Genomic DNA, 19,367 nt, shown 5'->3' with positions numbered 1-19,367 from the left:
CGTCAAGTTGAAGCCGTCACACGGTTTGGCGGCGTTGCTGGTGTCGCTGACCGTGAGCTGTTCCGCCGCGCCCGCGCCACCGGCCGCGCGGGAACAGGGCACCGTCACCGTCCAGGACTGCCAGGGCGAGGACATCACGTTCACCAGCACGCCGGCGCGCGCGGTGACCCTGGACGGGTGGGCCGCCCAGGCGATGGTGCGGCTCGGGCTGACGGACAGGATCGTCGGCACCGGCTTCACCGGACCACTCGCCGTGGAGAAGGAGCCCTACCGCGGCGCGCTGGCGAAGGTGCCGGTGATCAGCGACAAGGTGCCCGGCACGGAAAGCGTCGCCGCCCTGCGGCCCGATGTCGTGCTGACGAGCTTCGCGTCGTTCGGCGGCGGGTCCGGACCCAAGGACGCCGACCTGGTCACCATGGGGGCGCCCGGGATCGCGGGGTGCATCGCCGACCGCACCAGGCCCATGACCGACCTGTCGGTCACCTACGACTACCTCGACCGGCTCGGCAAGGTGTTCCGCGTCGAGGACATGGCGACGGCGCTGATCACGGAACTGAAGGGGCGCGAGGCCGCGGTCAGGGCGAAGACCTCGTCCGGCGCGCGACCGCGCGTCATGGCTCTCGCCGACAACCCGGTCGCGGGCCAGCCGGTGAAGGCCCTGGGCGGGTCGACGCCCGTGAACGCGCTGATCGAACTCGCGGGCGGCACCAACGTGTTCTCCGAGGTGGACGGGATGCACGCGGACGTCTCACCGGAGAAGATCGCGGAACTCGACCCGCAGGTGATCTGGGTCGTGACGGACTTCAGCTTCGCGAAGGCCAAGGGGCAGGAGCTGGTCGGCCAGATCAGGGCGAACCCGTTCCTCGCGACGACGAGCGGCGCCCGTGACGGCCGGATCGTCAGCAGCTCCCAGTACGTCGTCGGGTTCCCGTCCGCGCTCAACCTCGACGGTCTCGAGCAGCTCGCGCGGGAGCTGCACCCGTGAGGACGGGTCTCGTCCTCGCCGTGGTCGTGTCCGTCGTGGTCGCCGTGGGCATCGGGCCGGTGACCGTGCCGGTCGGCGACGTGGCGGGGGTCCTGTTCGAACGGCTGACCGGCGGCATCGCGCATCCGGGCACCGACCTGATCGTGTGGCGGTTGCGGCTGCCGCGCGTCCTGCTCGGCGCCGTGGTCGGTGCGGGGCTCGCGGTGGCGGGCGCCGTCGTGCAGTCCGTCGTGCGCAACCCGGTCGCCGATCCGCACCTGCTCGGCCTGTCGTCCGGCGCGTCCGTCGGCGCGGTCCTCGTGCTGACCTCGGGCACGACCTTGCTCGGCCTGATCACCGTTCCGCTGGCCGCCTTCGCCGGCGCGACGTTCGCGATCGTCGTCGTGCTCGCGATGGCCCAGCAACGAGGCCGCGTGCAACCGTTGCGGCTGGTGCTGGTCGGGGTCGCGTGCGCGCACCTGTTCAGCGGCGTGACGTCGTTCCTGCTCGCGAGCACCAACGACACGGCGGCCCAGCAGCAGATCATCTTCTGGATGCTCGGCGGGCTCTCCGGCACGCAGTGGGACACCCTGCTGGTCCCGGTGCTGGTGCTGGCGTTCGCGATGCTCGTCCTCATGACGCGGTCGCGGCGGATGAACGCCCTCGTGCTCGGCGACGACGCCGCGGCGGGACTCGGCGTGGACGCGGCACGGCTGCGCTGGCAGCTGCTCGTGCTGACGACGCTGCTGACCGGCACGCTGGTCGCCGTGTCCGGCGGAATCGGGTTCGTCGGCCTGATCATCGGCCACCTGGCGCGGATGCTGGTCGGTGCCGACCACCGCCGGATGCTGCCGGTCACCGCCGCGCTCGGCGCGTGCTTCCTCGTGTGGGCGGACGTGCTGGCGCGCATCGTGATCGCCCCCGCCGAACTCCCGGTCGGCGTCGTCACGGCGTTCCTCGGCGTGCCGCTGTTCCTGCTGGTGATGCGCCGCGCCGGCCACAGACTGGAGACGGCCTCGTGAGTCTCGCAGTGGAGGACGTCAGCGCGTCGCTGGGCGGCAAGCAGGTGCTGCACAACGTTTCCTTCACCGTCCCCGACGGCCATTTCGGCGTGCTCGTCGGCCCCAACGGCAGCGGGAAGTCGACGTTGCTGCGCACGGTGTTCCGGGCGGCGCGGCCCTCGGGCGGACGGGTGCTGGTGGACGGCGAGGACGTGTGGCTCTCGACCGCCCGCGACGCGGGCAGGCGCACCGGGGTCCTGTTGCAGGAGCAGCACTCCGGCTTCGAGTTCACCGTCGAGGAGACCGTCGCCCAGGGCCGCACCGCGCACCTCGGTCGGTTCGACCGGTTGACGAAGCAGGACGACGAGATCGTCGCCGAGGTCTGCGAGCGGACCGGCCTGGCGGCCTTCGCGGACAGACGGCTCGCGGAGCTGTCCGGCGGCGAACGGCAGCGCGTGTTCCTGGCCAGGGCGCTGGCGCAACGCCCTCGCCTGCTCGTCCTCGACGAGCCCACCAACCACCTCGACATCCGGCACCAGCTCGACCTGCTGGAACTGATCCGCGACCTCGGCATCACGGTGGTCGCGGCCCTGCACAGCCTCGACCTGGCCGCGGCCTACGCCGACGCGGTCGTCGTGCTCGACGCGGGCCGGGTCGCCGCCTCGGGACCTCCGGCGGAGGTGCTCACCGGGGACCTCGTCAGTGAGGTGTTCGAGGTCGAGTGCACAGTGGACGTGGTGGCCGGCGTGCCCCGGTTCGGTTTCCGGCCGAGGGCCGGTGCGAGTCCAGGTCGGGGGAGGTGAGGTGCCCGGCACGACCACCTGCCCGTGACCGGACCCGTCAGTCCACGACGGCGGTCACCTCCGCCTCCACCAGGATGCCCGGCTCGAACAGCACCTCGACGCCGATCAAGGACGCCGGCGGGGTCGCCGTGATGCCCAGCTCCTTCGCGGCCTGCTCGACCCCCGCGGCGAACGCGTCGTAGCTCTCCCGCCGCCACCCGGCCGCGTACCAGGTGATCCGGACGACGTCGTCGAACGTCGCCCCCGCCGCGGCCAGCGACGTCACCACGTTGCGGTACACCTGCACGACCTGCCCTGTCAGGTCGCCGGGCGCGACGAGTTCGCCGTCGCCGTTCCACGACACCTGACCGGCCACGTGGACCTCCCTGCTGCCGGTGGCCACCGCCACGTGGTGGTAGTCGGGCACCTGGACGAGGCCTTCGGGGTTGATCAGGGACACCGTCATCGCTCACTCCTCGAATAACTTCACGCTTGAAGTGACAACACTATGCAGTGACTTCAAGTGTGAAGTCAAATGAGTCCCGGTAGGGTGTGCGGGTGGCCGCAGAACCCGACCAGGACGCCCCGCGCTGGCTCGACGCCGACGAGAAGGAGGCGTGGACCGGCCTCATCTCGCTGGCGCTGCTGATGCCGGGCCGCCTGGAGGCGCCCGTGCACCAGGTGTCCGGGCTGACGCTGTTCGAGTACATGACGCTGAGCCAGATCTCCGAGGCGCCGGGCCGCGTGATCCGCATGAGCGAGCTCGCGTACCTGACGAACGGGTCGTTGTCGCGACTGTCCAATGTGGTCAAACGGCTGGAGCAGCGCGGCTGGGTGTCGCGGTCGCCCGACCCGGCGGACGGCCGCTACACCCTCGCCGCGCTCACCGAGAGCGGCCATGAGCTCGTCATCTCCACGGCGCCCGTGCACGTGCGCGCGGTGCGGGAGCTCGTGCTCGACCCGTTGAACAAGGCCGACCGGCAGGCGCTGGCGCGCATCGCCGCCAAGCTCCGCACCCGTCCGTCGGACTACGGCCAGGACGCGCGCCGGCCGTAGTGATCACCGACGTTGTCGACGTGATGCCCGGCGCGTGGTGGAGGCTAGGTCTGCATCGCACACGGAGGTCTTCGTGTGCCACCGTAAAGTCCGGCTGACCGTGCGCGGACGGCGCCTGCTCATCGAGCGTGTCGCCGTCGGACGCCCGGCCGCCCACGTCGCCTGCGCCGAGATCCACCCCGACGAGACCGCCACCGCCAGGCGCGCCCGCACCGCGCTCGGCGGACACCCACCCATCGCCGAGCCGAAGTCCGCGCGGATCAGGTCTGGTTCAGTGCGCGTTCCATCGCGCGGCGTGCGCGCCCGGCGGCGGCCTCGTCGTGCTCGACCTGCATGGCCGCGTTGAGCGCGAAGCCTGCGGCGAGGATCTCGAACAGGGCCTGCTCGACGTCGAAGCCCTCCGGTACCTCGCCCTGCTCCACGGCGATCTCCAGGTCGGCCCGCAGTTGGTCCCGCCAGCGCGACCACGCCCCGACCACCGCGTCGCGGACCTCGCCGGGACGGCCGTCGTACTCGCTGAGCGCGGCCGTCAGCAGGCAGCCGCCGGGCAGCAGCGGCTCGGCGAGGTAGCGCACGGAGTTGTCGCACAACACCCGCAGCCGGTGCAGGCCGGGCCGTTCGCCGAGCGCCGGTTCCACGAACTGGTGCCAGAAGTCGACGAACGCCTTGTCCACAGTGGAGATCTGCAACACCGACTTGGTGCCGAAGTGCTTGTGCACCCCGGACTTGCTCATCTCGAGCTCCTCGGCGAGCCGGCCGATCGTGAGGCCCTCCAGCCCCTCCGCGGAGGCGATCTCGGCGGCGCGGCCGAGGATCCGGGCACGGGTGAGCAGTGCTTCGGCGGCGGAACGGCGCGGCGACATGGGACAAGAATAGCGTACGCACGTTCGCTATTGATTTGGAGAACGTTCGTACGCTAACTTCGCCGCGCAGACCACGACGAGGGAGTGCGAAGTGCGAGTACGACGACTGGGCTGGGCGGGGCTCGAGGTCGAGGCGGCCGGCAGGAGGCTGCTCATCGACTACGTGCAGGACCTGACACCGCTCTTCACGGGCTGGCGGCCGGGCATCGGCCTGGTGGAGGCGAGCGGGCGCGCCGACGCGGCACTCGTCACCCACCTGCACCGCGACCACACCGACGCCACCGCGCTGGCGGGTGCCCTGACGCGGGGCGGGCCGTTGCTCCGCCCGGCACCCGGTCACGGCGACGACGTCGACAACGTGGCCACGCTGCTGAGCGAGCGCGAACTGGCGGAGCACGACCTGGGTGCCGAGGTCGTGGACACCTGGTCCGTCCACGAGTTCGGGCCGTTCACCGTCACGGCCGTCCCGTCCGTCGACGGCCTGGGCGACCCGCAGCTCAACTGGGTGGTGGAGGCCGAAGGGCAGCGCGTCTTCCACGGCGGCGACACGATGTTCCACGGCTGGTGGTGGCTCGTCGCCCGTCGCTTCGCCCCGTTCGACGCGGCCTTCCTGCCGGCCAACGGCGCGGTGGTCGACGCACCGCACCTCCAGCCGCCGAGCCCGGTCGCGGCCGCGATGGGCCCGCTCCAGGCCGCGGCCGCGGCGAAGATCCTCGGGGCCCGGCGCGCCGTGCCGATGCACTACGAGACGGAGCAGCCGTTCAAGATCCCGGGTTACGTCGAGGTGGGCGACCCGGAGGGGGAGTTCCGCGAGCACGCCGGACAGCGCGCGCACGTGCTCCCGGTGGGGGAGTGGCTCGACCTGGCCTCGTGAGGAGCGCTTCGCCCAGTCCGCGCACGAAGTTGTTAGACATAATTATTGACGTACGTTGTGATTGCAGCACACTATTGAGCCACGGCGGCCACGCCGCACCCCAGCAGGGCACCTGGAGGCTCGAATGTCCGCAGTGCGCGACCTCGGTGCCGTGGTGGCCGCTGCGGTGGTCCTGGTGGCGGGTGCGCCCGCCGTGAAGGCGGCGCCGTCCGAGCCGTGCCTCGGAACGGCGGCCTGCACGGCCGGACTGCTGTCCGACGGCACCCCGTACCAGTTCGTGAAGCCGTCCGCGTGGAACGGCGTGGTCCTGGTCGACCTGGACTTCGCCGCGGGCGGGCTGACCTCCCCGCTCACGGCGGGTCTCGTCGGGCGCGGCTACGCCGTCGGCGGCACGACCAGGACGTTCACGGGGTGGCGGATCGCCGGGGCCGTCGACAACCAGGCCGCCGCGCTCGACCGCTTCGAGGCGGCGTTCGGCCCGGCGCGGTGGGCGATCGCCGAAGGTCGTTCGATGGGCGGGTTCGTGGCCGCCGGGGTGGCGCAGGTCCACCCCGGACGGTTCGACGCCGCCGTGCCGATGTGCGGCGGGCTGGGCGGCTCGGTGGGGCAGTGGAACCAGAAGCTCGACACCGTGTTCACGCTGAAGACGTTGCTGTTCCGCGACACCGCGTTGCCGGTCACGGGGATCCCCGCCGACGTGCCGGAGGCCCAGCGGCAGTGGATCTCGGCACTGGCGGGCGCGCAGTCCACCCGGGAGGGACGGGCGCGCATCGCACTCGCGGCCGCGATCGGCCAGCTCCCGGCCTGGGGGCTCGCGGCCGACGGCGGCACGACACCGGTGCCGCGGTGGTGGGACGCGGCGGGCCTGCAGAACGGCATGTACCTCGCGCTGGCCGGCGGGCCGCTGCCGTACATCGGGCAGGCGATGAGCAGCAGGCGCGCGATCGAGCAGGTGACCGGCGGGAACCCGTCCTGGAACACCGGCGTCGACTACGGCCGTCAGTTCCTGTCGGCCGAACCGGCCCACCGGCTCGCCGTCGTGCGGCTGTACGCCGAAGCAGGCTTGGACCTCGGCGCCGACCTGAGACTGCTGGCCGGCGCTCCGCGCGTCGCTGCCGACCCGGCCGCCGTGCGGGCCTTCGCCCAGGGGCTCGTGTTCACGGGTGACCTGCGCGTTCCCGTCCTCACCGTCAACGGCACGGGTGACCAGATCTCGACCGTCGCGCAGCAGCAGTCCTACGGGGAACTCGCCCGCCGCGCGGGCAACGGCCCGCTCGTGCGGCAGACGTACGTGCGCACGGCCGGGCACTGCACCTTCACGGTGGGGGAGCAGGTGGCCGCGATCGAGAAGATGTGGCACCGCCTCCGGACGGGCCACTGGCCCGATGTCTCGCCGCGAGCGATGAACGCGCTCGCGGGCGACGGCCGGTACGTCGAGTACGGCCCACCCCGGTTCAACCGGCAGTACGCGGGCTGACGAAGAACGACCGGCGCACCACGACCTTGACACGACCAGGTGTCAAAGTCAGACACTATTGCCCACGTCCGTAAAGCGGATGATGTTGTATCGACGACGGGAGCACCGATGCTCAAGTCTCGTAGATCTCTTGTCGCGCTGCTGGCCGCGGTGCTCGTCGCCGCCACGGGATGTGGCGGCGGGGCGTCCGGCGGTGCCCAGAGCCCTGCCAGAGACGACGGGGCGGCGCACCACGACGCGCTTCCCCAGCAGTTCAAGGACTCGGGCGTGATCCGCTTCGCGGGTGACTCGCACCCGCCCTACCGGATCGTCGGCAAGGACGGCACGACGGTCACCGGGCTCGACCACGACCTCCAGCAGGCCCTCGGCAAGGTGCTGGGCGTGCGCACGGAGATGACCGTCGTGCCGGGACTGCCCGCCGCGCTGTCGGGCATGCTGTCCGGCCGCTACGACGCGTTCAACGGGCCGGTCAAGGACACGGCGGAACGCGAGAAGCAGTTCGACGCCGTCGTCTGGATGGTCACGAGGACCGCCTACCTGATCCCGAAGTCCGGGTCGTCCGGGGTGAAGGCCAGTGACGACCTGTGCGGCAAGAAGGTCGCCGCCGTGTCGGGCAGCATCGTGCAGGACCAGGTCGTCCGGCTGACCGACTGGTGCGTGAAGAAGGGCAAGCCGCCGGTGGAGTTCATCGGCCTGGCCGACACCAACGGCACCATCCTGGCCGCCAAGTCCGGCCGGGCCGACGCCGCGGGGATGACCGAGAGCGCGGCGATCGACGCGCTCGCGGCCGCGAAGGACGACTTCACCTACGTGACGCAGACAGACGAACAGGGCGCGGGCGTCGACAGGCTGGCCATGCTGCTGCCCAAGTCGAGCGGCCTCGGCCCGGTGGTGCACAAGGCGTTCCAGGAGCTGTTCGCGAACGGCGAGTACGACCGGATCATGAAGCAGTACGGGCTGGAGAACGTGAAGGTCGCGAAGCCCGAGATCAACACGGCGGCCGGCTGATGACGACGACCGCCACCCCGCACGAGCTCGGGCACGTGGACGTCGCCACCGCCCGCCCCCGGCCGAGGCCGTGGCGCTGGCTGCTGGGCGCGGTCATCGCCGCCGGCCTCGCCCAGGTCGCCTGGTTCGTCACGCACAACCCGCGGTTCGAGTGGCCCGTTGTGGCCGAGTACCTGTTCGACCCGAACGTGCTGGCGGGCCTCGGCACCTCCGTGCTGCTCACGGTGGTCGCGATGCTCGCGGGCTCGGTGCTCGGGGTGCTGCTCGCCCTCGGGCAGCTCGCGGACTTCGGCCCGGTGCGGTGGGTCTGCACCCTCTACATCGGACTGTTCCGCGGCATCCCGCCGCTGGTGCAGCTGCTGTTCTGGTTCAACCTCGCCTACCTGCTGCCGCGCCTGTCGATCGGCGTGCCGTTCGGGCCGACCTTCGGCTCGTGGTCGACGAACGACCTGATCACGCCGCTGACGGCCGCGTTGATCGGCCTCACGCTGCACGAGGCCGCGTACATGGCGGAGATCGTCCGCGCGGGCATCCTCTCGGTGGACCCCGGCCAGCGGGACGCGGCGATGGCCATGGGCTTCACCGGCGGGCAGACGTTCCTGCGCGTCGTTCTGCCGCAGGCGATGCGGGTGATCATCCCGCCGAGCGGCAGCCAGTTCATCTCACTGCTGAAGGGGACGTCGCTGGTGAGCGTCATCGCCATGACCGATCTGCTGCACGCGGTGCAGACCGTCTACAACCAGACTTACCAGATCGTGCCGATGCTGATCGTGGCGTGCTTCTGGTACCTGGTCGTCGTCACCGCCCTGTCGTTGCTGCAGCAGCGCCTCGAGCGCCGGTTCGGCCGCGGGCAGCGTTCCACGCGGGGGGAGTGGCTCGCATGACCGGGGTTCCCGTGCTGAGCGTCCGGAACATCCGGCGCAGCTTCGGCGAGCACGCCGCGCTCGACGGGGTCAGCCTGGACGTGGCGCAGGGCGAGGTGGTCGCCGTCATCGGACCGTCCGGCTCGGGCAAGTCCACCCTCGTGCGGTGCGTGCACCAGCTCGAACCGATCGACAGCGGCGCCATGTACCTCGACGGCGAGTTGCTGGGTCACGAGCACGCGGGCGACCGGGTGCGGCTGTTGCCCCCGCGCCGGGTGGCGGAACAGCGGCGCCGCATGGGCATGGTCTTCCAGCAGTTCCAGCTCTTCCCGCACTGGACGGTGACGCGCAACATCACCGAAGCCCAGGTGCGGGTGCACGGACGGGACCGCGCCCAGGCCCACGAGCGGGCGGTGGAACTGCTCGCCAAGGTCGGGCTGGCGGACAAGGCCGACGCCTACTCGCGGCAGCTCTCCGGCGGGCAGCAGCAGCGGGTGGCGATCGCCAGGGCGCTCGCCACCCGGCCGCGGATCATGCTGCTCGACGAGCCGACCAGCGCCCTCGACCCCGAACTGGTCGACGAGGTGCTGACCGTGATCAGGGACCTCGCGGCCGCCGGGCTGACGATGATCATCGTCACGCACGAGATCGCCTTCGCCCTGGAGGTCGCCGACCGCTTCGTCTTCATGGACCGCGGCCGCGTCGTCGAGCAGGGCCCCGTCGCGGACGTGCTCGGCGACGGCAGGTCGGACCGCCTGCGCGCGTTCCTGTCCCGCTACACCCAACAGCGCGGTTCCGCGCGGGAGGAGGGGGCCCGTGTCTGACGTGGTGACCGTGCTGTCCGTCGGGGACCTCGTGCTCGACGAACCGGACCCGGCGTCGTTCCTGGTGCCCGCGCGGAAGGCCCTCGCGGAGGGCGACCTGGTGATCGGGCACGTGGAGGTCCCGCACAGCACGACGGACGTCCAGGTGAGCACGGACGTCCCGGCGCCACCGGCCGACCCCGCCGGGCTGGCCGCGCTGGCGGACGCGGGCTTCCACGTCGTGACCCTCGCGGGCAACCACGTCTACGACGCAGGCGAGATCGGCGTCGCGGACACGATCGCCCACGCGCGTGCGGCCGGGCTCGCCACGGCGGGAGCGGGACCGGACCTCGGTTCGGCGCGCCGCCCGGTGGTGCTCGACCGCGGCGGGGTGCGGATCGGCGTGCTCAGCTACAACCTCGTCGGTCCCCGCGAGTCCTGGGCCACCTCCCGCAAGGCCGGCTGCGCCTACGTCCGGGTGCTCACGCACTACGAACTGGACCACGCGACTCCTGGTGGTCCGCCGAGCGTCTACACCTTCGCCGACCCGGTGACCCTGGCCGCGATGGAGGACGACATCCGCGCGCTGGCGTCCGAAGTGGACGTTGTCACCGTGTCGATGCACAAGGGCGTCGGGCACACACCCGCCGTGCTGGCGATGTACGAACGACCGGTCGCGCGGGCCGCGATCGACGCGGGCGCGCACGCCGTGTTCGGCCACCACGCGCACATCATGCGCGGCATCGAGGTCCACCGCGGACGCCCGATCTTCCACGGGCTCGGCAACTTCGTCACCGTCACCCACGCGCTCTCCCCGACCGGCAACGACAGCGCCGAACGCGCTGGCTGGGCGCGCAGGCGGGTCGAGCTGTACGGGTTCGCGCCGGACCCGGACATGCCGTTCTACCCGTTCCACCCGGAGAGCAGGAACACGGTCGTCGCCCTCTGCCGCTTCGACCGCGACGGGATCGTGGCGGCCGGGTTCCTCCCGTGCCGGATCGACGACGCCGGGCGGCCGGTGCCGGTGTCGCGTTCGGACGGTGGCGGCGAGGTCGCCGACTACGTGCGGGCGATCGGCGAGAAGGCCGGGCTGGCGACGGAGTTCGCCTGGGACGGCGACGAGGTCGTGCTGCCGGGCGTCCGCCCCGCTCAGCCCGCGTAGTCGCTGCCGTGTCCGCGCACCAGGGCCGCCACGTCCTCGTCGTACCGGCCGACGACCTGCTTCACGCGCTGCTCGGCCAGCAGCGCCAGTTCGTCGTACAGCTCCCTGAACAACGCCCGGGCTCGTGCCCGCGGCCACGGCTGGGGCAGCAGGGACATCGGCAGTTCCGGGTCGAGGCCCGGGAACCGGCGCCAGGCGTCCATGAGCGCGGTGCGCACGACGAGGGCCTCGGCCGTGCCGATCCGTCCCCCGGCCAGCCTGCGGCGCACGGCGGAGTACTCGTCGATCAGGGCGGCGTACCTGTCGTGCAGTTCGTCGAGGTCCCAGGCGGTGATGGGATGACCGCCGTGGGGACTGCCGTCGGCGACCTCCGCGCGCAGCACCGTGGCGGAGTCGATGCCGAGCTCGGACAGCACGTCCGTGATCGCGGCGACCCGGTCGTGCGGGGAGACCCAGACGCCGTCGAACAGGGACTCGAACCCGAGCCACGCCAGCCGCGAGCGCAGGGCGTGGCGCAGGTCGCGCTGCTCCTCGGGCACCGAGAAGACCGCGATCGTCCACAACCCCGTCCACGCCTCCTCGGTGGCGCCGAACGCGACGATCTGCCGCAGGCCGTCCTCCAGGACCTGCGCGGCACGCGGGCTGAGCGCGTAGGAGGTGTGGCGGCCCGCCCGCGACAGCTCCAGCAGCCCGCGGCGGGACAGCCTGCTCAACGCGGCCCGCGCGCTGATCTCCGTGATGCCGAACTCGCCGAGCAGTTCCACGAGCGCGGCGGAGGGCAGCGGTGCCTGCTGGCCGTACCAGTAGTCGCCGATCAGGGTGAGGAGCAGGTGCTGGGGGCTGCCGCCGGACTGCATCCTGGGGAGCGCGGGCACGTCGTGAGGAGCGGCGGACATGCCCTCACTCTACATTTTCCGCATCGGCCGACACGAGATGAGAAGTATGACCCGTTGAGGTGTTCTTGCTCTCGGCACACGTCTTGGCGCCCTGAGGAGTGTGGAGCGAAAATGCTTGACACTTTGCTTAGCGACTGGTCGAGTATGAGTCGAGCTTTGAGTGGTGCGAGGGGAGTGCGGATGTGGTCGAGTCCTCGCCGCCGAACCGCGCTCGGTGACGGGTCAGGGCGCCCGGTGGGTGGTGTGGTGGCGGACCAGGTCGACGTCCTCCGGGTCGAGCTCGAGGACGACCTGGCGCACCCGGTGCTCGGCCAGCGGCCCGAGCCCGTCGTAGACCTCGGCGAACAACGCCCGTGCGGTGTCACGGGGCCAGTCGGCGGGCAGCAGCTCGTGCGGGAGGTTGGGGTCCTTCCACCGGAACGTGCGCCACTCGTCCATGACCTCCGTGCGGCGCACCAGTGCCTCGGCCGCCGTGACCCGGCCCGCGCGGACCTGCTCGGCCAGCGGCGACACCGCGTCCACGAACCGGTCGTACAGGTCGCGCACCTCGTCGAGGTTCCAGGCCTCCGTCAGCGGCCGTCCACCGACCGGGCCGCTGCTGCGCAGCACGACCGCGCTCGTCACGCCGAGCGCGTCGAGCTCGCTGACGGCGTCCTCGCCGGACGCGGTCGGCGAGATCCAGAAACCGTCGAAGATGGGCGCGAACCCGAGCCACCGCAGTCGCGTGCGCAACTGGTGGCGCACCTCGCGCTGCTCCTCGGGGACGGAGAACGCGACCGTCGTCCACGTGCCGTCCCAGGGCTGCGACGTCAGTCCGAACGACAGCACCCGGCGGACCGAGTCGCCCAGCGTCACCGCCGCGGAACCCTCCACGCCGTAGAACGTGCGGCGCCCGTTGCGGTGCACGGTGATCATGCCGCGGCGGGACAGCCTGCTCAGGGCCGCCCGCCCGCTGGTCTCGGTGACCCCGAACTCGGACAGCAGCCGCACCAGCGCCGCCGACGACGGCCGACCGCCGCTGGAGAGCCAGTAGTCCGCGTAGAGCGTCATGAGCAGGTGCTGCGGCGCGCCGCCGTGCTGCTGGCGGGGGAGCAGGTCGGAGCGGGGTCCGCGCGGAGAGGCGGATCGCGGCGTGGCCGTCACGATCAACGAGTGTAAGGCGGGATGCCGGCCGTCACGGATCGTGCCGGTCGTGACCGAGGAGGTGCGCAGGTGACCGAGCAACCACTCGCCGGGCGGACGGTCGTCGATCTCACGACGGCCCTGGCCGGGCCCTACGCCACCCTGCTGCTCGGGGGACTGGGCGCGCGCGTGATCAAGGTGGAGAACCCGCGGACCGGCGGGGACTCCTCGCGCGGCAACGCGCCGTACCTCGGTCGCGACGGGCTCGGGCTCGGGCGGGTCCACGACGACGACATGTCGGTGTCGATGCTGCTGCGAGGGCGGAACAAGGAGAGCGTGACGCTCGACCTCAAACACCCCGACGGCCGTGGTGTCCTGACCGACCTGGTGCGGCGGGCCGACGTGCTGGTGGAGAACTACAGCGCGGGTGTCACCACCCGGCTCGGCATCGACCCCGCGGCGATGCTGGCCGTGAACCCCAGGCTGGTCTACACGTCGATCAGCGGGTTCGGTGCCCAGGGCGGGCCGGCGAAGGCCATGGACACGATCGTGCAGGCGCTGTCCGGGATCATGGGCACCGCCGGGCAGGAGGGCGACGACCCGGTCCGCAACGGCCTGCCGGTCGGCGATCTGGTGGCGCCGCTGTTCGCGGTCATCGGCACCCTCGCCGCGCTCGTGCAGGCCGACCGGACGGGCGTGGGGCAGCTCGTGGACGTGTCGATGCTCGGCGCGTTGACGTCACTCGTCGCGTGCGAGCCCTTCGACGCGTATGCGGCCGTCGGCCTGGTGCAACGCACGGGTTCTCTTGTGCCGAGACTCGCGCCGTTCGGCTTGTTCGAGGCCAAGGACGGGTGGCTCGCGCTCTGCGGCCCGACCGACCGGTTCGCGGCGGGGGTGTTCCAGGCCATGGAGGAACCGGGACTCGCGGCGGATCCCCGGTTCGCCACCAGGGACGCGAGGGTGGCGAACGCGACCGCGCTGCACGAGCTGATCGGGACGTGGGCGGCGGGGCAGGACCGCGCCGCGGCGGTGGCGTCGCTCGTCGAGAACGGCGTGCCGGCCGCCGAGGTGCGGGAACCCGCGGAGGCCGTCCGGGACCCGCTCGTCCGCGCGCGCAACGAGGTGGTCGCGCTGACCCACCCGTCCCACGGCGCCACCGCGGACATCTCCGCCACCGGGGTGCCGATCGTGTTCTCCGGTTCGGCCGCCGGCTTCGACCGGCCGGCACCGGCCCTGGGCGAGCACAACGACCTGGTGTACGGCGACCTCCTCGGCTACGACGGGGACCGCCTCGCCGCCCTGCGCGCGGATCGGGTGATCTGACCGTGGCCACCCCTCTGGAACAACTGGTCGGCCACTACGAGCGGCGGTACCCGGTCGCCGCGGACGGGCTCGTGATCGGCTGCGTCGGCCAGGACGTCCCGGTGGAGCTCGTGACCGCCGCCGGCGCGCTTCCCGTGCGCCTGGCGGGCCGGCCGGGCATGGACGTCACCGAGGGCGAGACCTACCTGGGCCGCGGCGTCGACCCGTCCGCCCCGTCAGTGCTCACCCGCCTGCTCACGGGGGAGTACGGCAGGCTCGACCGGCTGCTGGTGTCGCGCGACTGCGAGGCCTCGCTGCGGCTGTTCTACGCCGTGCGGGAGCTGCGGCGGCTCGAACCCGGCCTCGGCCTGCCGGAGACGTACCTGGTCGACGTGCTGCACCTGCCGCACTGGACGACCACGCGGTACGTCGAGGGCCGCTTCGCCGAACTGGTCGCCGTGCTGGAGCGGTGGACCGGGACGCGGCTGACCGGGCCGCGGATCGCGTCGGCGATCATGGCGCACGACGCCCGCCGCGACCTGTGGCGCGCGGTGTCCGCCCTGCGTCGCGACCTCCGGCTGACCGGGGTGCAGGCGCTGGCGGCGTTCGGTGCCGTCCTCCCCGTGGTGGAGCACAACCGGTTGCTGCGGCAGCTGCTCAAGTCCGATTTGGACGTCCACGCGGGACGCCGGATCTTCGTCACGGGCAGCTCGCACGACAACCCGGAGGTGTACCGGTCGCTGGAGGAGGCGGGGTGCGTCGTGGTCGGCGAGGACCACGACTGGGGAGACCTCCTCGCCGCGCGGCTCGTGGGCGAACCCACCCTCGCGGCGCTCGTGGAGCGTTACCAGTACAACGGCCCCACCGCCGCCCGCGGCTCCATCGCCGACCGGGCCGCGCACACGGCGCGCGCGGCCGTCGACCGCGCGGCCGAGCTGGTCGTGTCGTACGTCCGCCGCAACGACGACGCCCCGCCGTGGGACTTCCCGGCGCAGAAGGAGGCCCTGGGGCGGCACGGCATCCCGGCCGTGATGTTCGAGCACCAGGAGTACGGCTCGATCGACCTCGCGGAGGTGTTCGTTGGCTGAGAAGCTGCTGGCCTCGGCGACCGAGGCGACCCGCTACCAGCGCGAGTGGTTCCAGGGCCTGCACGAGCCCGTCGCGGCGGGCGGGCCGCTGGCGCTGGTGAACGCCGACGCCCCGCAGGAGATCTTCCGCGCCATGGAGATCCCGTACGTGGTCAACCAGTGGTGGGCCTCCGTGGTGGCCGCCAAGCAGAGGGCGCCCCACCACCTCGAACTCCTGCGCGAGCGCGGCTACCCGGACCACACCGAGCAGTACAGCTCGATCTCGCTGGCGTCGCTCTTCGACCCGGAACCGCACAACGCGCCGTGGGGCGGCCTGCCCCGCCCGACGATCGTGCTGGCCGAGACCGTCGGCGACGGCGGCCGCAAGATCTTCGACGTGTGGGGCAGCCGGCCCGGCATCACCTACTACGCATTGGAGAGCGCGGCCGAGAACGCGGTCCCGGTGAACTGGTGGGACCTGATGCCGCACGACTGGGAGAAGGCGGTCGGCACGGCGAGGCTCGACCTGATGGTGTCCGAGCTGCACAACCTGATCCGCTTCCTGGAGACGACGACGGGTCACGTGTTCAGCGAGCGCGCGTTGCGGCGGGTGCTCGACCTCGTCAACGAACAGGCGGAGTGGAACCGGCGCAGCCGCGACCTCATCGCCCGCACGACGCCGAGCCCGCTCGCCGTCACCGACAGCATCCCGAGCGTCATGATCCCGCAGTGGCACCGGGGATCGGAGTGGGCGCGCGACGCCGCCCAGCGGTTCTACGAGGAGGTCGAGGACCGCGTCCGGGCGGGTGCGGCGGTGTGCGAGGACGAGCGGGCCCGGCTCATGTGGATCGGCCGCGGCCTGTGGTTCGACATGGACTTCTACCGCAGGTTCGAGGAACGGCACGGCGCGGTGTTCGTGTGGTCCATGTACCTCGCCATCGCGGCCGACGGCTATCCCCGCTACGGCGACGACCCGCTGCGGACGCTCGCGGCCCGGTTCGCCTCCTTCCACGACCAGCTCTACACACCACCGTGGTCCAGCGAGTGGTACGTGAAGGAGGCCAGGCTCCACCGCGTCGACGGGGTGGTGCACCTCGTCTCCGACGACGCGCGAGGCGGCTACTTCACCACCCGCGCCCTCCGCGCCGCAGGTTTCCCCGTGTACGAACTCCACGCGGACAACGTGGACACCCGTTCCTTCCCGGAGACCGCGGAACGCGCTATGGAGGAGTGGCTGGAGCGGGAGGTCGTGCGCCGGTGAGGCCGCCGCCCCGGCGCAGGACCACCACGACCGGCATGTGAACACCCCGAACCGGGCACCGACTTCCCCAGGAGACGTCACATGGCCACCCGTTCGTCGACCCGCAGAGCCCTGACCGCGCTGCTGACCGCTGTCACGGCCGGCGCCCTGGTGACCGCGCCGGGCACCGCCGCCGCGGCGGGCAACCCGTGGACCAGGGCGGGCGACGACGTGATCGCGTCGCGATCGGCCCGGCAGGGCACCGCCGGGTTCACCCTCGACCGGTCCGCGATGGCCGCCGCCCTGGCCGGAACGGGCACCGTCGAGGTCGTGCTGCCGACACCCGCGGGCACGTTCGAGCGGTTCGCGCTGGCGGACTCGCCGGTGATGGAGGCCGGGCTGGCGGCGCAACACCCGGAGATCAGGACGTATGCGGGCCGGGGGCTGGACGACCCGGCCGCGTCGGTCCGCGCCGAGCTGACACCACTGGGGTTCCGCGCCTCGGTGAGGTCGCAGCGGGGGCAGTGGTCGGTCGCCCCGCACTCGCACCGCGACCAGGGCCTCTACCACAGCTCCTACGGCCGTGCCCTGAGTCCGTCGGATCCGTTGCGGGAAGCGGAGGTCGAGTACGCGTCACGGCGGCCGGTCCCCGCGCGGGCCACCACGGGTCCGCTCGTGCAGGTGCGCGTCTACCGGATGGCGATCATCACCGACCCGTCCTACGCGCGGTACTTCGGCGTGGAGAACGTGATCGCCGCCAAGGCGTCCCTCGTCAACCGGATCGCGCAGATCTACGAGGACGAGCTCGCCATCCGGCTGCTGCTGGCCAACGGCTCCGAGCGGACCAGCCTCAGCACCGACGCCGAGGCGACCGGCCCGAACGGACCGTGCGGAGCGGCCCCCTGCTTCCGTCCCGAGGAGCTGGAACGGTGCGTCACCGGGACCCTGGGCAACGCCGCGACGGTGCTGGGTCAGCTGATCGGGGCGAGCAACTACGAGATCGGGCACGTCGCGCTGGGCGTGCGCGGCGGCGGGGCGGGGGTGCCGGGAGTGGGCGGCTCCGACAAGGCGGCCGGGTGCTCGGGCATCGCCACCCCCGTCGGTGACGCCTTCGCCGTCGACTACCTGGCGCACGAGATGGGGCACCAGTTCGGCGCCGAGCACACGTTCAACGGCGACCAGTTCGGCTGCGGCACCGGACAGCGCTCGGCCGAGTCGTCCTACGAACCGGGCAGCGGGTCGACGATCATGTCGTACGCGGGCATCTGCCAGCAGGACAACCTGCAGCGCCACAGCGACGCCTACTTCTCCCACCGTTCCCGCGCGGAGATCGCCTCCTTCGCGGCGACTCCCTGGTCGTGGAACGCGGACGAGGTGCAGAACGCGTCCCTGCGCGACTTCGGCGCCGGCGACTCGTTCACGCTGACCCACGACGGCCGGACGACGGCACCGATCACCTACGACGCCTACAGCCGGCAGGCGGTCGAAGCCGCCCTGGAGGCGGTCCTGCCCGCCGGGGGACAGGTCGAGGTCGCGGGCCTCGGGGACAACGTGAACCGACCCACCCCCTTCGACACCACCGGTTTCCAGGTGACGTTCGGGGGGAGCCTGGCGGGGACGAACCCGCCCTCGCTGGGGATCGACGTCGCCGGCGGGTCCGGGTGGGTCGGCGAGACGGTCAAGGGCGGCCCCGCGGTCAACGGCGGCCACCGCGTCCTGACCACCCGCAACCACGTGCCGGTCGTGACCGCGCCCGCGCGGCACACCATCCCGGCGCGCACCCCGTTCGCCCTGACGGGCAGGGCCGACGACCCCGACGGCGACCCGGTGACCTACCTGTGGGAGCAGAACGACCGCGGAGGGGAGAACCCCACGTCGCTCGTGAACAACACCAAGACCGACGGGCCCCTGTTCCGCGTGTTCGGCACCGCCGCCGTCGTGAGCCCCGAGGACGCGCTGAAGTACCGTTCGCCCGGCGCCAACACCGCGACCACCGATCCGAGGCGCGTCTTCCCGGATCTGGCGCAGATCGTGGCGAACAACACCAACGCGGTCAGCGGGCGGTGCCCGGCCGCACCGCCCCCTCCAGCTCCGGAGACCGGCTTCGACACGAACGTGCCCGCCGCTCTCGTCGACTGCTACTCGGAGTTCCTGCCCACCGCCGACTGGATCGGCGTGGACGGTTCCCGCACCCTCCACTTCAGACTCACCGCCCGCGACGGCAGGCAGGGCGGCGGCGGGATCGGCAGCGCCGACACGGAACTCGTGATCGCGCCGAACGCCGGTCCGTTCCTGGTGACCTCGCACGGATCCCGCTCGTCGTACCGCGGTGGCTCGCAGCAGCGGATCACCTGGGACGTGGCCGGCACGGCGAGTGCCCCGGTGAGCGCGGACGCCGTCCGGATCACCTTCTCCACCGACGGCGGGCGGACCTTCCCGCACGTGCTCGCCTCCCGCACCCGCAACGACGGCGCCGAGACCGTGCGGTTGCCGAGGGTGCGGACCGACCAGGGCAGGATCAGGATCGAGGCCGCCGCCAACGTCTTCTTCGACCTGAACGACGCCGATCTGACCATCACCTGGTGAAGCCCGGCGGTTCGACGGTTGATGATCGTCCGCAGTGGGCATCCAGGGCGCGCGACGCCGCGCAAGCCGGCGTCGGGAAGCCCGTGCAGGACACGGACAGCACAGAGAGCCAGTGAATTGCAGATCCAGCACGCCACGCACTCGACGCCCGCACTTCCGGCACACGGGCTCTTCAGCCACCCGGACGTGGTCAGCGCCAGGACGACCGCCGGCGCCTCGCCCGACGAGGGCGGGCGGTCGTACGCCGGACTCTTCCGCGAACCGGCCGACCCGGCCCCGCACCCCGGCGCCGCCGGATGAA

At 72.0% G+C, this 19,367-nt stretch carries 19 protein-coding genes; 15 read left to right on the top strand and 4 right to left on the bottom strand.

Annotated elements, in window-relative coordinates; translation table 11 throughout:
• Positions 1-7: 7 nt before the first annotated feature.
• The 3 genes from ND450_RS11285 to ND450_RS11275 are packed head-to-tail and all read left to right on the top strand — an operon-like array spanning position 8 to position 2,768.
• Positions 8-985, top strand: a complete 978-nt coding sequence (locus ND450_RS11285) for an ABC transporter substrate-binding protein (RefSeq protein WP_253326092.1) — start codon at positions 8-10, stop codon at positions 983-985.
• Positions 982-1,986 carry an iron ABC transporter permease gene (locus ND450_RS11280; protein WP_253326091.1) on the top strand — a complete coding sequence of 335 codons (1,005 nt, stop codon included), beginning with the start codon at positions 982-984 and terminating at the stop codon, positions 1,984-1,986. Before ND450_RS11285 ends, ND450_RS11280 begins: the two co-directional genes overlap by 4 nt.
• On the top strand, positions 1,983-2,768 hold the full coding sequence (locus tag ND450_RS11275) for an ABC transporter ATP-binding protein (protein ID WP_253326090.1): 786 nt from the start codon (positions 1,983-1,985) through the stop codon (positions 2,766-2,768). The genes ND450_RS11280 and ND450_RS11275 overlap by 4 nt, the downstream gene beginning before the upstream one ends.
• 37 nt (positions 2,769-2,805) lie before the next feature.
• Here the strand turns inward: ND450_RS11275 and ND450_RS11270 are convergent, their stop codons facing one another.
• Positions 2,806-3,213 carry a RidA family protein gene (locus tag ND450_RS11270; RefSeq protein ID WP_253326089.1) on the bottom strand — a complete coding sequence of 136 codons (408 nt, stop codon included), beginning with the start codon at positions 3,211-3,213 and terminating at the stop codon, positions 2,806-2,808.
• A 92-nt stretch (positions 3,214-3,305) separates the two neighbouring features.
• Here ND450_RS11270 and ND450_RS11265 point away from each other — a divergent pair, with 92 nt between their 5' ends.
• Positions 3,306-3,803 (top strand): MarR family winged helix-turn-helix transcriptional regulator, encoded by a 498-nt coding sequence (locus ND450_RS11265; protein WP_253326088.1) that lies wholly within the window; start codon positions 3,306-3,308, stop codon positions 3,801-3,803.
• Positions 3,804-4,063: 260 nt separating this feature from the next.
• Here the strand turns inward: ND450_RS11265 and ND450_RS11260 are convergent, their stop codons facing one another.
• On the bottom strand, positions 4,064-4,666 hold the full coding sequence (locus ND450_RS11260; protein WP_253326087.1) for a TetR/AcrR family transcriptional regulator: 603 nt from the start codon (positions 4,664-4,666) through the stop codon (positions 4,064-4,066).
• Positions 4,667-4,757: 91 nt separating this feature from the next.
• Here ND450_RS11260 and ND450_RS11255 point away from each other — a divergent pair, with 91 nt between their 5' ends.
• The 6 genes from ND450_RS11255 (at position 4,758) to ND450_RS11230 (ending at position 10,853) form a co-directional block, all read left to right on the top strand.
• Positions 4,758-5,540 carry an MBL fold metallo-hydrolase gene (locus ND450_RS11255; RefSeq protein ID WP_253326086.1) on the top strand — a complete coding sequence of 261 codons (783 nt, stop codon included), beginning with the start codon at positions 4,758-4,760 and terminating at the stop codon, positions 5,538-5,540.
• Between the two features lie 124 nt (positions 5,541-5,664).
• Complete coding sequence (locus tag ND450_RS11250; RefSeq protein ID WP_253326085.1) at positions 5,665-7,017, top strand: S9 family peptidase; 1,353 nt, start codon at positions 5,665-5,667, stop codon at positions 7,015-7,017.
• 108 nt (positions 7,018-7,125) lie between these two features.
• Positions 7,126-8,025, top strand: coding sequence for a transporter substrate-binding domain-containing protein (locus ND450_RS11245; RefSeq protein ID WP_253326084.1), 900 nt, complete (start codon positions 7,126-7,128; stop codon positions 8,023-8,025).
• Entirely contained in the window at positions 8,025-8,909 is an 885-nt protein-coding gene (locus tag ND450_RS11240) for an amino acid ABC transporter permease (protein ID WP_253326083.1), read from the top strand. Before ND450_RS11245 ends, ND450_RS11240 begins: the two co-directional genes overlap by 1 nt.
• A complete protein-coding gene (locus ND450_RS11235; protein WP_253326082.1) occupies positions 8,906-9,712 on the top strand; it encodes an amino acid ABC transporter ATP-binding protein in 807 nt (268 codons plus the stop codon). Before ND450_RS11240 ends, ND450_RS11235 begins: the two co-directional genes overlap by 4 nt.
• The gene (locus ND450_RS11230; RefSeq protein WP_253326081.1) at positions 9,705-10,853 is read left to right on the top strand and encodes a CapA family protein; all 1,149 of its coding nucleotides are present in this window, start codon (positions 9,705-9,707) and stop codon (positions 10,851-10,853) included. The genes ND450_RS11235 and ND450_RS11230 overlap by 8 nt, the downstream gene beginning before the upstream one ends.
• Here the strand turns inward: ND450_RS11230 and ND450_RS11225 are convergent.
• Both ND450_RS11225 and ND450_RS11220 read right to left on the bottom strand, forming a co-directional pair.
• The gene (locus ND450_RS11225) at positions 10,841-11,749 is read right to left on the bottom strand and encodes a PaaX family transcriptional regulator C-terminal domain-containing protein (RefSeq protein WP_253326080.1); all 909 of its coding nucleotides are present in this window, start codon (positions 11,747-11,749) and stop codon (positions 10,841-10,843) included. The two genes, ND450_RS11230 and ND450_RS11225, sit on opposite strands and share 13 nt — an antisense overlap.
• Positions 11,750-11,971: 222 nt before the next feature.
• Positions 11,972-12,892, bottom strand: coding sequence for a PaaX family transcriptional regulator C-terminal domain-containing protein (locus ND450_RS11220; RefSeq protein WP_253326079.1), 921 nt, complete (start codon positions 12,890-12,892; stop codon positions 11,972-11,974).
• Between the two features lie 69 nt (positions 12,893-12,961).
• Here ND450_RS11220 and ND450_RS11215 point away from each other — a divergent pair, with 69 nt between their 5' ends.
• The 5 genes from ND450_RS11215 (at position 12,962) to ND450_RS11195 (ending at position 19,366) form a co-directional block, all read left to right on the top strand.
• The gene (locus ND450_RS11215) at positions 12,962-14,194 is read left to right on the top strand and encodes a CaiB/BaiF CoA-transferase family protein (protein ID WP_253326078.1); all 1,233 of its coding nucleotides are present in this window, start codon (positions 12,962-12,964) and stop codon (positions 14,192-14,194) included.
• Positions 14,195-14,196: 2 nt separating this feature from the next.
• Entirely contained in the window at positions 14,197-15,261 is a 1,065-nt protein-coding gene (locus tag ND450_RS11210; RefSeq protein WP_253326077.1) for a 2-hydroxyacyl-CoA dehydratase family protein, read from the top strand.
• Entirely contained in the window at positions 15,254-16,501 is a 1,248-nt protein-coding gene (locus ND450_RS11205; RefSeq protein ID WP_253326076.1) for a 2-hydroxyacyl-CoA dehydratase family protein, read from the top strand. Before ND450_RS11210 ends, ND450_RS11205 begins: the two co-directional genes overlap by 8 nt.
• Positions 16,502-16,582: 81 nt before the next feature.
• Positions 16,583-19,066, top strand: a complete 2,484-nt coding sequence (locus ND450_RS11200) for a M12 family metallo-peptidase (protein ID WP_253326075.1) — start codon at positions 16,583-16,585, stop codon at positions 19,064-19,066.
• A 117-nt stretch (positions 19,067-19,183) separates the two neighbouring features.
• Complete coding sequence (locus tag ND450_RS11195; protein WP_253326074.1) at positions 19,184-19,366, top strand: hypothetical protein; 183 nt, start codon at positions 19,184-19,186, stop codon at positions 19,364-19,366.
• Position 19,367: the final 1 nt, after the last annotated feature.

The organism is Lentzea sp. HUAS12 (genome assembly GCF_024125735.1).
Classification (GTDB): Bacteria; Actinomycetota; Actinomycetes; order Mycobacteriales; family Pseudonocardiaceae; genus Lentzea; species Lentzea albida.
This window is presented reverse-complemented; position numbering and strand designations above follow the sequence as displayed.

Excerpts from the sequence above, each read along its gene's own strand:
- ND450_RS11225 (WP_253326080.1), bottom strand. The coding sequence starts at position 11,749 with ATGTCCGCCGCTCCTCACGACGTGCCCGCGCTCCCCAGGATGCAGTCC.
- ND450_RS11245 (WP_253326084.1), top strand. The coding sequence starts at position 7,126 with ATGCTCAAGTCTCGTAGATCTCTTGTCGCGCTGCTGGCCGCGGTGCTC.
- ND450_RS11260 (WP_253326087.1), bottom strand. The coding sequence starts at position 4,666 with ATGTCGCCGCGCCGTTCCGCCGCCGAAGCACTGCTCACCCGTGCCCGG.
- ND450_RS11235 (WP_253326082.1), top strand. The coding sequence starts at position 8,906 with ATGACCGGGGTTCCCGTGCTGAGCGTCCGGAACATCCGGCGCAGCTTC.
- ND450_RS11250 (WP_253326085.1), top strand. The coding sequence starts at position 5,665 with ATGTCCGCAGTGCGCGACCTCGGTGCCGTGGTGGCCGCTGCGGTGGTC.
- ND450_RS11200 (WP_253326075.1), top strand. The coding sequence starts at position 16,583 with ATGGCCACCCGTTCGTCGACCCGCAGAGCCCTGACCGCGCTGCTGACC.
- ND450_RS11270 (WP_253326089.1), bottom strand. The coding sequence starts at position 3,213 with ATGACGGTGTCCCTGATCAACCCCGAAGGCCTCGTCCAGGTGCCCGAC.
- ND450_RS11240 (WP_253326083.1), top strand. The coding sequence starts at position 8,025 with ATGACGACGACCGCCACCCCGCACGAGCTCGGGCACGTGGACGTCGCC.